1 protein-coding gene is annotated in these 17,212 nt (G+C 44.2%); it reads left to right on the top strand.

Annotated elements, in window-relative coordinates; all coding sequences use genetic code 11:
• Positions 1 to 151 precede the first annotated feature (151 nt).
• Positions 152 to 17,206: a T9SS type B sorting domain-containing protein gene (locus LV92_RS06180; protein ID WP_111622764.1), complete on the top strand. Its 17,055-nt coding sequence runs from the start codon at positions 152 to 154 to the stop codon at positions 17,204 to 17,206.
• Positions 17,207 to 17,212: the final 6 nt, after the last annotated feature.

The raw sequence follows: 17,212 nt of genomic DNA, 5'->3' as shown, positions 1-17,212 counted from the left end.
AATATTTGTTATGAATGTTAGGTTTTTGGAAACTTATCAAGAATGTTTTTAACAATTTTTGGTAAAGATCCCAAAAACCAACCTTCCAAGTAGACATTATAAGCGACCCAAATCACTTAATAATGTATGCCATACCAAACTAATTTACCTAATGGGATCAAAAAATACTAAAAAATTACTGCTGACCTGTTTTTTACTATTAGGCATTTTCTCTGCCTATTCTCAAGTTAAAAACAATTTTGATGTTCGTTATGAAAATGAACTGCGTGGTGATATAACCTTTATAGCCAACAATATCGTCAACAGACAAACTGATGGTTATTGGAAGGGAAAAGGCAAGAATAAGGAATGGGTACCTGGAGAAAACCCTAACGATCCCTATAATGACACAGGGAACTCCTCGGAATACAACGACGACCTCGATATGCAGTATATCGATATCGATGGCGATGCCTCAACCTTTAGTTCCAGTAGTGCAACTTTAACCGTTCCTAACCCCGATTGTGCCAAAGTAAGGTACGCCGGACTATATTGGTCAGCAGTATTCAGTTCAAGTAACAGAACGGGCTTTAACCAGCTTAAGTTTAAGATTCCCGGTGGCACTTATCAAGACTTAACGGCAGATGAAATATTATTTGACGGCGCAGGAGACGCCGATTTTGGCTATTACAGCCCATACGCCTGTTATAAGGATGTTACTTCCATTGTTGCCGGAATGGCCGACCCCAACGGGGAATACTTTGCTGCCAACATAAGGGCCAGTTCGGGAAGTAGTATTTCCGGGGGTGTTTCCGGAGGATGGAAAATGGTCGTTGTCTTTGAGGACCCCAATTTACCTGGAAAATATATTACGACTTTTGACGGATATGCCGGGATAAAATCCGGGCAAACCGTTGATATCCCGGTAAACGGATTTACAACTCTCCCAGCACCATTTCCCGTAATTGCACAATTGGGTGTTGGTACCTTGGAAGGGGATAACAGAATAGGTGGTGACGGACTTTCCATTAAAGCCAATAGCAACCTAACCTATACCGCTTTAGGGAATACAGTAAACCCTACCAATAATTTCTTCAATAGTAATATTACCAGGGCCAATGCCATAGTCATGGACAGAAACCCCAACTCCATAAATACATTGGGTTGGGATGTTGACTTTTTTAATATCAACAATCCACTTAACGGCGTTATTCCCAACAACGAAACAGGGGCTACCTTAAGGGCCAGCTCCTCACAGGATAAATACGATATTTTCTTTACCTCCTTCGACGTTGAAATTATTGAACCAGTAATAAACTTAACTAAAACTGTTGAAGATATTGCAGGAAATGATATAACCGGACAAGGGGTAAACCTTGGCCAGACCTTGGACTATGTGCTAACCTTCCGAAACGTTGGTAACGATAGTGCTGATAATTATACGATTAAGGATATACTTCCCATTAATGTTACTTTAGACGAAACCAACTTTACCCTGCCTACGGGGGTAACTTATACCTATGACGAGCCTACCCGTACGGTTCTGTTTTCTATTCCAAACAGCTTGGTGGAGAAAAACGATCCCAGTTACGCTATACGTATGAGGGTGAAGGTGGCGGAAAACTGCTTCGATTTTGTGGATGCCTGTTCGGATCTTATCCAAAACCTGGCTTATTCTACATATCGTGGAGTACTAAACAGCAACCAAATTAGCGATGACCCCAGTGTAACTGACTTCGATAATTGTGGATTCGTTATACCTGGTGCCACCAACTTCCTTTTGGACGATTTGGCCGATTGTAACTTTATCAGAACAGTAAAACTTTGTGGAGATCAAGCATTATTGGATGCCGGTGATGGTTTTGACGATTATATATGGTATAAGGATGAAAACGGCAACCAAGAATTGGATGCCGCCGATACTGTAATAACCGATGGTGATTCGGATAACGACCCTAGTACCTTTGTGGTTAGCGCCATAGGCACCTATATTGTAGACAAAATTGTTGCCGACCCATGTAAGGGCTTTAAGGAAATATTGGTTGTGGAGCGTTTTGGTGCCACACAAACAAACCCTATTGTTGATTTTTTCAACAACAGTAACAATGATGCCGATCCTACCAATGATGTACAGGGCGAAATTGTAAGTTGTTCCGTAGACGGTAGTCCATTGCCAAAGATTTTCCTTTGTGGTGTAAATGACACCCAGCTGATACAGGTAAACATTGCCGATGCCCAAAGTATGGTTTGGGAACAGTTGGTTGAGGGTAGTTGTACGGATTCAGGGGACGATTGTGGTAACAAAAATGCCACCTGTACCTGGAACCAAGTGTCTATAGGTCCAAGTTTTACGGCAAATAGTGCCGGTAAATTCCGCTTGGTAGTCAATTACCAAAATGGTTGTTTTAGCCGCTTCTATTTTAACGTTTTCCAGAACAATTTGGATATACAGTACAATGCCAACGATATTATTTGTACTACACCAGGTAATATTACCATTACCAATCTAGGTTTGGGTTATGGCTATCAACTATATGATGTTGCCAACGGCACCATTGTAGTGCCTTATAGCGCCAATAACGGTCCAAGCTTTGATATTAGTACCAATGGTGCCTACAGAGTGGGTATTACACAATTGGATAATGTTACTGGGGAGCCAATAGATGGATCCTGTGAATTTACCACCCCGGATATAGGCATTAGAAATCGAAATTTCCAACTCAACATTACAACAACGGCAGCTACATGTAGTACGCTAGGCAGCATAAACATTCAAGCAATGAATGCTGAGGCAAATTACGAATATGAGATTAGAATAGATGACGGGAGTAACGGTGGCAATGGTACACTACTGGACAATGAGACAGCACAACCAGATAACAACTTTACTTTTGAAAATTTGAATGCTGGTAACTATATAATCCGTGTACGCACGGACGATGGTTGTTTCCTAGAGGAAAAGGTCACTGTCATCAGTGAGGCCGACCTTGACTTAACCGCAAGGATTTCCCAACATATTAGTTGTAAGGAAGGTAATATCCTTATGGATTCCAGTGGTGGAAAAACACCTCATACCTATGCCATTTGGTCTTATGTGGATGAAGGTGGTAATACTGTTACCTCCTATCCCAATGTAACCTCTATACCCCCAGGTAACTTTCAAACCAGCCAAATATTCGATATTCTAGACCCGGGAGATTATACCTTTGTGGTAGTAGATCGGAATAATTGCTATTCCTTTTCCAACACCGTTACCATAAATTTGGTTCCAGCAGTGGAATTCACCACCTCGGTCACTGATGAAAGTTGTTTTGGAGCGGAAGACGGTAGTATAGTCTATAATATGACTAATACCAACGGCTATAAGGTTGAGTATACCTTAACCTACGAAGATCCCGACACTGATGACGTAATCAATTCCTCAGGAACTTTTACTGGACTACCTCAAGGCAATTATACCGTAACACTTACTCAATCCAAAGGAGGGGCAAGTTGCGATTTCGTTCAAGATTTCACCATTGGTGGTCCCGCAGACGGCGTCTCAGGTGATGCTGCCTTAATACAGGATTATACTTGCCTACAAGACGGTATCATAGAGGCACAAAATGTTACTGGTGGAACTGCTCCTTACGCTTATAGTATTGACGGGGTTAACTTTGTTTCGGGCCCGGGTGCGGAAACTTTTTCCAATCTTACGAGTGGAAGTTATAGTATTACGATTAGGGATGCAACACTTTGTACCTTTGTTACCAATACCATAGTAATTGATCCGCTTGATGAGCCAACAGACCTCACCTTTACCTCAACAGCGCCAAACTGCCCTACCCAAACATCCAATGTTACGGTAACCGCAGTCAACGGTATTGATCCATTGACCATAGAGATTATTGCCCCTTCGGCAATTGCTTCAAATTCCATAGCTGGTAAAACGGCAACTTTTAATAACCTTAATCCGGACACCTACACCTTTAGGGTTACGGATAGTAAAGGTTGTTCCTATGACGAAACCTACACCATTACTCCTGTCGATCCTATTACCGCTGTTGGCACTTTGATCAACAACGTAAGTTGTATAGGAAATGCCGATGGAGCCATAGACTTTGATATAAACGATTTTAGCACTACCTATAGCTATTCCGTTAATGGCGCAACCGCCATTACGGGACAGTCTGCCAACACGATTAATTTAACCGGTCTGGTAGCTGGCGACTATACCATAGTAGTTACCGATGAAACTACTAACTGTACCGATACCAACACGATTACTGTAAGTGAACCGGCAACTGCCTTAGGTATTACCTTTAGCACAACCCCTTTAACTTGTAGCACCGATGGATCGGTTACCATAACAGCAACCAATGGCTGGGGAGGATACTCCTATGAACTTGAACAGCCCGATAATAACATTTTAGGTCCTCAGGGAAGCAATGTGTTTTCAGGTCTTAGTCAAACCGGTACCTATACCATAAGTGTTACCGATGCCGGAGGATGTACAGTTACCGACACCTTCGATCTTTTAGCCCCGGCTAATCCTACTGCAACTCTAGATGCCACAACGGACCTATGTTATGTTCCTGGTACGGGAGTTAGCCTTACTGCTACAGCAGCAGGTGGAATTGCACCATACACCTATAGCCTAAATGGTGCCCCGGCACAGAATGGCAATGTGTTTAACAACCTTGCTCCTGGCAACTATTCCGTTGTTGTAAGGGATGCTTATGGATGTAGTGTTACTACAAATACAATAACCATTGAGCCTCAGCTGACAGTGTCCAATGTTATTACCAAAGAATTGGATTGTTCCGCCTCTCCCGAAGCGATAATTGATATTACCATAAATGGTGGGTATGCCGCATATAGCTATCAAATAAACGGTGGAACAAGTACCGCTATAGTAGGTAATACCATAACTTATACCACGGCTGTAGATGGTAGCTTCACCTTCTTAATTACGGATAGTGAAGGCTGTACAGCACAAACCACTGTTGTTGTGGATCCCATTACCAATCCTGTAGCAACCAATAATATTACCAATCCAAATTGTGATAGTGCCGGGAACGGTAGTGTTGAAATTGTTATAGATCCCAACTTTGGAACTGCACCTTATCAGGTAAACTTTAATAGTGCAGGGCTTAGCAATCAGACCACATACTCCGGACTTGCTTCGGGAACATATAATTATATAGTTCGGGACAGTAAAGGTTGTACTTTTAATGGTAGCGCAACTTTGACAGCTCCCAATGCCATTACTGCAGATGCCGTACTAACACAACCATATACCTGTCTGCAAACTGCCAGTATACAAGCCCAAAATATAACTGGGGGAACACCTGGATATACCTTTAGTATCGACGGAATTAATTTTGTAGCAGGGGATACCTTTACTGGACTTACCGATGGAGATTATACGATCACCGTTCGTGACGCAAGTGGATGTACTTTTGCTGCCTTACCCGTAAATGTTCCGGCATTAGATCCACCAACCGATATTACTTTTACTAGTACCGCGGCCAACTGTCCGTCCGAGACATCAAATGTAACCTTAACAGCCATAGGTGGAAGTGGAGCAATAACTTATGAAATCATTGCACCTGCAGCCTCAATCGCAACAAATGCAACAGGAGTATTCAATAATCTGGTTCCGGACACCTATACCTTTAGAATTACAGATGCAAAAGGCTGCTCATATGACGAAAATTATACGGTAAACCCAGTAAGTAAAATAGATGCATTGGGCACTTTGACCCAAAATGTGTCCTGCCAGGGTAGTGCCGATGGAGCCATACAATACAATATATCCGGATTTAGTGGCAATTATAGCTTTACCGTAACTGGACCAACGGCCATTGCCCCACAATCTGGAATAAATACCAACCCATTAATCTTTAGCGGTCTTTTGGCTGGGGATTATACCATCACCGTTACCGACGATACTACCAATTGTACCGATACGGCCACTGTGACCGTAAACGAGCCTGCAGACCCATTGGCCTTTACCTTTGTGGTAAGCCCATTGACATGTGCTACTGATGGATCGGTAACCATTACCCCAACAAACGGATGGGGAGGATATACATATCAAATTGAGCAACCGGATACCGCTGTTTTGGGGCCACAGGGAAGCAATGCATTTACTGGACTAAATCAGAATGGTACTTATATTATCAGCGTTACCGATGCAGGTGGATGTACCGTTACCGATACCTTTGATATAGTTGCACCCGCAAATCCTACAGCAACTTTAGCTGCAACCACGGACCTTTGTTACGTACCGGGAACAGGGGTTAGCCTTACTGCGACCGCTGCTGGCGGAATTGCTCCATACACCTATAGTCTCAATGGTGCACCTGCACAAAACGGAAACGTATTCAACAACCTAGCCCCAGGATCTTATTCCGTAGAGGTATGGGATGCCTATGGCTGTAATGTTATATCGAATACCATAATCATTGAGCCACAGCTAAGTGTATCAAGCGCTGTCACAAAAGAATTGGATTGTACCCTAAGCCCAGATGCCACAATAGAAATTACGATAAATGGCGGATATGCTGATTATAGTTACAGAGTAGATATTGACGCTGCAGGATATGGAGCTTCAACCGCCTTGGGTGCCGGAGTGACCAACTTTAACTACACCGCAACTACAGCCGGAACCTATGTTTTCGAAATTACGGACAACGAAGGCTGTACCGTCCAAACAACAGAAATCACAATAGATCCTACCAGCAGCCCGCAGGCCTCTGAAACGGTGACCGATGTAAGCTGTAATGGTGGTAGTGATGGAGTTGTAGAAATAGTGTTCGACACCAATTTTGGAACTGCGCCTTACCAAGTAAATTTTGATGGGGGAGGACTAAACAATAATACCACTTATTCCGGCCTGGCCGCAGGAACCTATTCCTATACCGTTCAGGATGCCAAGGATTGCACCGTAACCAATTCGGTTACCGTGGGAGAGCCAGCAGCTATCACTTTCGATACCGCTATCATACAAGAATATACCTGTCTTCAGGATGCTAGTGTGGAGGCCCAGAACGTAATTGGAGGTACTTCTCCATATACGTATAGTATAGACGGCATCAATTTTGGAGCCAATAGCTTTTCCGGACTTAAGGACGGTAATTATACGCTTACCGTTAAGGATGCCAATGGATGTACCGCCACTAGGCCCATCACCATTGATCCATTAACGCCACCAACAGACATCGACTTTAGTGCCACGGCAGCCAACTGTCCAGCCGAGACTTCTGATATCACTTTAACTCCAACTGGAGGAAGCGGTGCAATCACTTTTGAAATTATTGCACCGGTGGCTGCAGTCGCTTCCAATGCAACAGGTATATTTACAGGACTTGCTCCCGACACCTATACGTTTAGAATTACTGACGCCAAAGGATGTTCATATGACGAAAACTACACCCTGAACCCTGTTTCCAAGATAAATGTGCTGGGTACTTTGACACAGAACGTATCCTGTCAGGGAAGTGCGGATGGAGCCATACAATACAATATATCCGGATTTAGTGGCAATTATAGCTTTACCGTAACTGGACCAACGGCCATTGCCCCACAATCCGGAATAAACACCAACCCATTGAACTTTAGCGGTCTTTTGGCTGGGGATTATACCATTACCGTTACTGACGATACCACCAATTGTACCGATACGGCCACTGTGACCGTAAACGAACCTACAGCTCCTTTGGCATTTACTTTTAATTTAAGCCCAATGACCTGTGCCGCTGATGGATCGGTAACCATTACCGCAACGGACGGATGGGGTGGATATGTTTATCAACTTACCGAACCCGATACGAATGTTAAAGGCCCACAGGCCAGTAATGTTTTTAACGAACTCAACAAACTGGGAACCTATACCATAAGTGTTACCGATGCCGGTGGATGTACCGCAACAGATACCTTTGATATTGTTACCCCTACCAATCCTACAGCCAGTATTGACATGGCAGCCTCTAGTTTATGCTATACCTCAACTGGACTAGCAACAATTGTAGTAGGCGCCACAGGCGGACTGGCCCCTTATTATTATAGTTTGAATGCAGGTCCTACCCAAACCTCCAATACGTTTGTGGACCTAACACCTGCTACCTATGACTTTCATGTAACTGATAGCAATGGATGTACAGATACTGTTCAATTTACCATAGAACCGGAGCTTACGGCTAATGCAGTTTTAAGCAAGGATCTGGATTGTTCCGTTAGTACAAATGCTGAAATCAATTTGAGCGTTAATGGAGGTTATCCTGCCTATACCTATGAAGTAGCATTTAACGGTGGAGCTTATGTAGCATATGCCGGAGCCTTCCCTTATACTACACCCAATGCAGGTACGTATAGATTTAGAATAACAGATTCCCAGGGTTGTATTACTGAGAGTAATGTAGTAACCGTTACACCGGCCGAAACGCCAGTTATCACGAGTGTTAACCCAACTCATGTTCTTTGCTACGGGGATAACTCCGGATCCTTGGATATCGTTGTGGATACCAGTGTAGGGGTTGCTCCATATACCATTACAATAGTTGAAACTGGTTCGGGCACGAATTATGGTAGTCAGACCTCAGGATTACCGGCCGGGAATTATCAAATAACATTGACCGATGACAAAGGATGTTTTGTTACCACTACTGAAACTATAACAGAACCCACTGCTATAAATGCCAATGTAAGCCATACAAATTTATCCTGTTCGGCTTCTACAAATGTAATGGGTACAATAACAGTAGATGCCAGTGGAGGAACATCTACCTACATATATGAAATAAATAACAATGATTATTCCTTTACGGATACTTATGATACTTCATCAGGTACCAATGACCATACCTTCACAGGATTAAACTTTGGAGATTATACCGTTAGGGTAATTGACAATAACGGTTGTGAAAGTATCTCCACTGTTACCATCACTACTGGTCCTGACGTCCTTATTACTACTTCACCTGTGGCTGGATGTGCTCCTGGAACTGGTGAAATGCTGGTAGAAGCCGCAGCAAGTAATGGAACTTTGGGGACAGGCACCTTCTACTTTGCCATTTATCCTGAAACAACTTGGTATGCTGGACATCCCGATTGGTATCTTCAAGATGGAGGTGCCGGATCACCCCCTTATACCCACAATTTTACAGGTTTAAACCCAGGTGTTACCTATACCTTTATAGTTTATGATTCGGATACTGGGTGTCAATATATTCAAGAAGCTACGGTTCCAGTAACAACAAATTCAACTTTAACTTCAACGGTAGATGCTACTTCAAATATAAGTTGTTTTGGCACAGTGGACGGATCCGTAAACTTTACCTATAGCGGTTATGGTGGAACACAAGTAAACTATGAAATCTATACCCAAACCACCAATATTGCCACCGGAATTACTGGTAGCTCTAGTGTGGTAATCGCAGGAACTTCACAAAGTAGAACATTGGCAGGGCTTGCACCAGGAGAATACTATATACTATTTGAAGAAGTAAATGGTCCAAATGCTGGATGTGTCAATGCATCGGATCCATTTGTAATAGAGCAGTCCCCAGCCTTATTGGAGATAACGGCTACTTCAACCAATGACAATTGTGTGCCCAATGCAGGTACCATAACCGCCAATGCACGTTATGGTAAGGCCCCTTATTTATTCCAGTTGGAATTGGCCTCTGCAGCGGCCCCTGATGTGTCCACATGGACCGGAACGAATACCTCTGGATTCTTCAATGCCGATGCCGAAGATTATAGAGTTTATGTAAAGGACGCCAATGATTGTATAAGATTTTTTGATGTCACTGTAGGGCAAGATCCTACACCGGCAATCAGTCTTACTGTACCAAATCAATGTGCTACAACCGAAGGTAATTTTATCATCCAAGTTACTTTGGACACCCCTGGCATGCAACCTTATTTCCTCAGTTTGGATGGAGGTGCATTTCAGGCAGTTACCTTTACCGGTGGCCCAGCAACTTATGATTTCACAGGACTAAGTTCAGGAAACCATACCGTAGAAATAAGGGATGCCAATGGTTGTGGCAATATCGAAAATATAGATATTTACACCCCAACCTCCTTGTCGGCCGAAGTTGTGGTAACTCCATCGTGTAATGCCTTATTACAGGATGATGGCGAGATTAAGGTAAATGCCTATGGGGGTACCTTGTTCAATTACAGATATGAACTTAGGGATACCTCGGACAATATTATAAGACCAAAACAATTATCATCAACTTTTACAGGTCTAACCCCAGGTACTTACAGAGCCTATGTATATGACAATCTTGCGACAGGTTGTGATTCATTTATCGATATTACCTTGGACGTACCAACGGCTGTAGTTGCTGCCATAGGGGATATACAAGATGTAAGTTGCCATGGTGCCAGTGATGGTTCTATAGTAGTAACTCTAGATCCAGGCATGGATAATCCACCTTATACCTATCAATTATTTGATAGTACTGGAATTATTCCAAGGACCTTGTTACCACAATCCTCCAATGTCTTTACCGGATTGGATCAAGGCGATTACATTGTAAGGATAAGATCGGCAAGGTTCTGTAAAACAGATATTCCATTTACTATCAATGAGCCTAGTGAATTAGTGGCCAACGCAACTGCCACCAGTTTTGCCTGTGCCGCAGATAATTCTGTAGCCCAAGCTGTAATAACAGCGGATATTCCAACAACTGGAACAGCACCTTATACATACAGCATAAATGGGATAAACTTCTTTACTACCAATACCTTTAACATCAACGATACCGGTGCAGTTCAAAATTTCACCGTAACTGTACGTGATGCCAACGGTTGTACAGATACCGATACTGTAACCATAAACCCTTTACCCACTATTACAGCCGTTACCGTTGGTCAGCAGACCGCCATAACCTGTAACAATGACGAGGTGGCAAGGGTTACCGTAACAGGAGGTTCGGGCGACTTTACCTTTGAGCTTTTGCCAACGGGAAGTGCCCCGACCCAGAGCTTGGTGAGCCAAACGGCCGACTTTACATTGACCACACCAGGGGACTATACCTTCAGGGTGACCGATAATGTGACCGGTTGTTATTTCACCACAGCTCCTTATAATGTGGCGCCTTACGACCTGATAGAAGTGGTGGCCACGGCCATTACCCCGGTGACCTGTTATGGGGACTCCGATGGGGAATTGCAGATCCAGGTGAACAACTATCTGGGCAATTACGATTATCAGGTGTTCAACAGTAGCGGAGCCAACGTTACAGCAGTTATAAGTACAGATACCTCAGCAAACCCGAGAACCATTTCAGGATTGCCCGCAGGAAACCTATACGTGGTCCTTACCGCTACGGATACCCCGTTCTGCGACGATACCACCAACACTGTGACCATTGTATCGCCAGCGGCGGACCTAGACCTGACAGTGACCAAAAATATCAATGCCAACTGTAACATCGGTGCACAGGTGACCGTCTCTGCCAGTGGCGGGAACGGTGGGTATACCTATGCCTTTGTACAGGACGGTGCGGTTGTGAACCCAGGTGATTATACCCCTAGTGCCAGTGATGTCCTTGATCCTTCCACCAACCTCAATTGGGACGTTTGGGTGAAGGATGCCATGGACTGTACCTATAAGATCGATGTGGTCATAGCCGAAGATCCTATGCCGACGGTAAGCCTTCCGGCCTATGCCGACGACCAGTGTACCTCCAACGGCACATCATATACCTTTACCGCAACAGGTACAGGTGTAGCGCCTTTAAAATACAGCATCGGGAACGGATTCCAGAGCAGCGGCACATTTACCGTTTCCGCCCCGGGAACCTATACCGTCACCGTTCGTGACGCCAACGGATGTACCGTTACCGATACCATTACCATAATGCCCCCATTGGGCGCGGCAGCAGTCGCAACCGCACAGCCCTCATGTACCGCAAACGACGGGGTGATCACCATCACCGCAAGCGGTGGGGCAGGTGCAGGAAACTACGAGTACGACCTTTTGAATTCCGTTGGTAACAGCGTAACCGGAGGGGCCCGTCAGGCTTCCAACGTATTCAACGTTCTGGCTCCGGGCAACTATACCGCCATCGTTTATGATACCTCGGGATCTGGATGTGATGCAAGGGTGCCCGTATTCTTGGAAACCCCTACTCCGGTAGTATTTACATATACCAAAGAGGACGTGTCCTGTAATGGGGGTGCAGACGGTTCCATTCAGGTAATCCTGGATGCTTCCAACGACAACCCGCCATATACCTTTACCATAAACGATGGTGCAAATCCACCGACCACACAGAACAGCAACCTGTTCACAGGTCTCACCGCAGGTACATACGACATTACCGTTACCTCGGACAGGGGTTGCTTTACCTTACAAACCGTAACCATTGATGAACCTAATGTTTTAGATGCCGCGATCACCGATGTAACCGATTTCGCTTGTAATATGAACAATGGCGTCCAATCTGCTTCTATTGAAGTTACTATTACTGCTGGTACTGGAACACCTTCCTATACCTATAGTGTTAATGGTGGTGCCTTTATACCTACAGGTGGAAATGTATTTACCTATACGGTTACAACAGCTGGCAATTATGATATTATTGTAAAGGATAGCAATGGCTGTACTTTTACAATTCCAACCCAGACTATAAACCCATTACCCACCATTACGGATGTATCCGTTGCTCAGATTACAGAAATTACCTGTAACAATGATGAGGTGGCCAGGGTGACCGTGACAGGAGGTTCGGGCGACTTTAGCTTCGAACTTTTGCCAACGGGAAGTGCTATCGTACAAGCACCTGGTGCAGCTACCTATACGGCCGACTTTACCTTGACCGCCCCAGGGGACTATACCTTTAGGGTGACCGATAATGTGACCGGTTGTTATTTCACCACAGCTCCTTATAATATTCCTCCATACGACATTATAGAGGTGGTGGCCACGGCCATTACCCCGGTTACCTGTTATGGGGACTCCGATGGGGTTATGGAAATAGAGGTAACCAACTATACCGGAAACTACTCCTATGAGGTATTCAATAGCAATGGTACTACAACCACCATTACAAATACCGGCCTGGCACCAGGTGTCCTCAGTATATCAGGATTGCCTGCAGGGAACTTCTATGTGGTAATTACCGCAACGGATACCCCGTTCTGCGATGATACCACCAATACGATTACCATAGGTTCTCCGAACGCAATTCTGAATCTGGTAGAAACGAACAATATCAACGCCAACTGTAACATCGGTGCACAGGTGACCGTACAAGCCACTGGCGGGAACGGTGGGTATACCTATGCCTTTGTACAGGACGGTGCGGTTGTGAACCCAGGTGATTATACCGCTAGTGCCAGTGCCGTACTTGACCCCGTAACCAACCTTAACTGGGACGTTTGGGTGAAAGATGCCATGGACTGTACCTATAAGATCGATGTGGTTATAGCCGAAGATCCTATGCCGACGGTAAGCCTTCCGGCCTATGCCGACGACCAGTGTACCTCCAACGGGACATCCTATACCTTTACCGCAACAGGTACAGGTGTAGCGCCTTTAAAATACAGCATCGGGAACGGATTCCAGAGCAGCGGCATTTTTACCGTATCCGCCCCGGGAAACTATACCGTGACCGTACGTGACGCCAACGGGTGTACCGTTACTGATACCATTACCATACTGCCCCCATTGGGTGCAGCAGCAGTGGCTACCGCCCAGCCTTCATGTATCGCCAACGACGGGGTAATCACCATCACCGCAAGCGGTGGGGCAGGTGCAGGAAACTACGAGTACGATCTTTTAAATAATAGTGGAATAAGCGTTGTTGGTACCCCACAGGCTTCCAACGTGTTCAACGGACTGGCCCCTGGAAACTATACAGCAGTGGTATACGATACCTCGGGATCCAATTGTGATGCACAGGTGCCCGTTTCCCTGGAAACTCCAACGCCGGTCGTGTTTACATATACCACAGAGGACGTATCCTGTAACGGGGGTGCCGACGGTTCCATTCAGGTAATCTTGGATGCTTCCAACGACAACCCGCCATATACATTTACCATCAACGACGGTACAAATCCGCCGACCACACAGAACAGCAACCTGTTCACGGGTCTAACCGCAGGTAACTACGACATTACCGTAACCTCCGATAGGGGTTGCTTTACCATGCAAACCGTAACCATTGACGAACCAAATGCAGTGGATGTAACCGCTACCGCTACCACTTTTGCCTGTAATGTTAATAACCAGGCCTCTCAGGCAGTGATAACCGCAGTGGGAACAGGGGGAACAGCTCCATATACCTATAGCATCAACGGAGTAAATTTCTTTACTTCCAATACCTTTAATATATCCGATAATGGATCCGATAGGATTATTACAGTTACCATTAAGGATGATAACGGATGTACAGATGTTACCATAGTGAACATTCCTGCCTTGAACAAGTTTACTGCTACCTTGGCCAAGGATGCGGCCATATCCTGTGCAGGACCTGAGCAAGTAACAATAACCGTAAACGACAATGGCAATGCCGCCAATGTGTATACCTATCAGTTGTTACCTGTTGGCAATACCAATGCCACACTAACAGGAAATCCAACTTATAACAGTGCCACCTTTAATTTAACTGCTGTGGGAAGTTATACCTTTAGGGTTACCGACACCACAACCGGATGTTATGTGGATACTGCCACTTATACCATTGCTCCTTATGATTTGATCAAGGTGAGTGCTACAGCTATAACACCTGTAACCTGTTTTGGCGACAATAACGGTGCCTTGCAAATAAATGTAAGCGGCTATTCCGGTCCTTATAACTATACGGTATATACCAGTGCAGGTGTAGCCACTGCAATTACGGGATCGGCCAACACATCCACCAACCCATTGACCATTACTGGACTAACGGGAGGAAATTATTATGTAAGGGTTACCGAAACCAATGCTCCATTATGTTCTGAGAATTCCAATACAATAAAAATAATTTCTCCAGACAGAGCGCTCACCGCTATTGTTGATGCAATAGCCAACGTTACCTGCTCGAATGATCAAGGTGAAATAATAGTAGACCCAAGTGGAGGATATGGTCCCTATGATATTGTACTGACCAATACCACCACCTCACAGGTATACAATGCCACTGATGTTAACGTAATGGTATTTGGAAATCTATCAGCCGGGAATTACACAGTACAGATTACCGATGCCAATGGCTGTATCCTAAACGATACCGAAACTTTGGTACAACCCGCTCCGATTACTGCAGACATCACTCCAATATCCACTACATTGGATTGCTACGGAGATAGTGATGGTGCATTGACTGCCATTAACATGGCTGGAGGTGAAGGTATATACCAATATCAATTGAATGTTTATGATTCCACAGGTAGCAACATTGTATATACCTCCGGCGGACAAGTTAGTCCAATATTCAACAACCTAAAATCTGGTATCTATACAATTACCGTTTCCGATGGTTGGGGATGCGATGTTGAAACCGTACAGGCCACTATAATAGATCCTACGGAAGTTTATGCCTCTTTAATAAGGACAAGTCCATTAACTTGCTTAAACGACGCAGAATTGCTGTTAACGGCCCACGGAGGAACAGGTCCTTATGAATATAGTTTGGACGATATCAATTATTTTCCAATGAGTGGTGGTAACACACATACTTTCACAGTGCCTGCAGGAACTTATAGATACTTTGTTAGGGATTCATTTGGATGTAATTCCACTTTGTCCAATCAAATCAAGGAAGATGTCATTGAACCATTAACGGTCACCATGGATACCTCTGCTGCTGTCATTAATTGTAATGGTGATAATACCGCTATGTTGATTGCCAAGGCAGATGGAGGATTGGGTAATTATCGTTATGAACTGTTCACAGATGCTGCTTTGACCAATAGTATTGCCGGACCACAAACAAGCCGTCAGTTCAGCAACCTTACAGTTGGCAGTTACTGGGTTAGGGTAACAAGTGATGATTGTGTAGTAGTATCCAACGAAAACAGGATAACGGAACCAACTCCATTGGTTGTTGACGATTCCTTTACGAACGTTAGCTGTAATGGCGCCAGTGATGGTAGTATAACAGTTTCCTTAAGTGGTGGTTCCGGTGGATATCAATATTCCATTTCACCCAACTTGGACAAATTTGATACGGTAAATACATTTACAAATCTAGCTCCTGGTAACTATACTGTAATTGCACAGGATATTAATGGATGTTTTGAGCAATTGAGATATACCATAACAGAACCGGCCATTATAACTGCAGTACCTACAACCACACCGGAAATATGTATTGGTAGTGAGGATGGAACCATTTCCTTGACCATTTCCGGAGGAACCGCTCCCTATAGCACTAGTATAAATTCAACTGCAGATAGCGATTTTGTCTTGGACAGAACCATGTTTACCAATCTAGCTGCTGGAACTTATGCCGTTTTCATAAGGGATGCACAGGGTTGTATGATCAACATGGCTGTAACCATTGATCCGGGAGTAAACTTAAATGCTACAGCTACCCCAATATATGAATGTACGGGTAACATCCCTAACAATTCAATTGATCTGGTACTGGAAGATCCAACAGTTGCCCCGGAAGTAATGTATGCCCTGGACTCCACCGATCCAAATGACATGGTCTTGGAACCTAATTTTACCAATATTGCTCCTGGAACCCACTATATTGCCATAGCCCATGCCAATGGTTGTGTATTGACCATAGATTTTGAAATAGAGAACTTTGAACCGTTGGTTCTTACCTTGGCACCTGGGAACATCAACGAAATTACGGCTGTTGCCACAGGTGGACAACAAGAGTACACTTTCTATTTTGACGACAAGGACAATGGTACGGATAATACACGTTATATAACGGAAACAAAAACCCACATTGTAAGGGTTGTAGATCAGAACGGATGTGAAGCCATTGCGGAAATCTTTATGGAGTTCATTGATATAGAAATCCCTAATTTCTTTACCCCTGACGGTGATGGACAAAATGATTTCTGGAGACCTAGAAACCAAGAAGGCTTCCCAAAAATACTAACCATAATATTTGACCGTTATGGTAGGGAGGTTTACAGAATGGGTCTTAATGACCAAGGATGGGATGGGCTATACCACAATACCGAACTTCCAACTGGAGATTACTGGTATGTAATAAAACTTAAAGGAGAAGAAGATGACAGGGAATTTGTTGGACATTTCACACTTTATAGATAAAGAACT

The organism is Arenibacter echinorum (assembly GCF_003259375.1).
In the GTDB taxonomy this organism is placed as follows: domain Bacteria; phylum Bacteroidota; class Bacteroidia; order Flavobacteriales; family Flavobacteriaceae; genus Arenibacter; species Arenibacter echinorum.
This window is presented reverse-complemented; position numbering and strand designations above follow the sequence as displayed.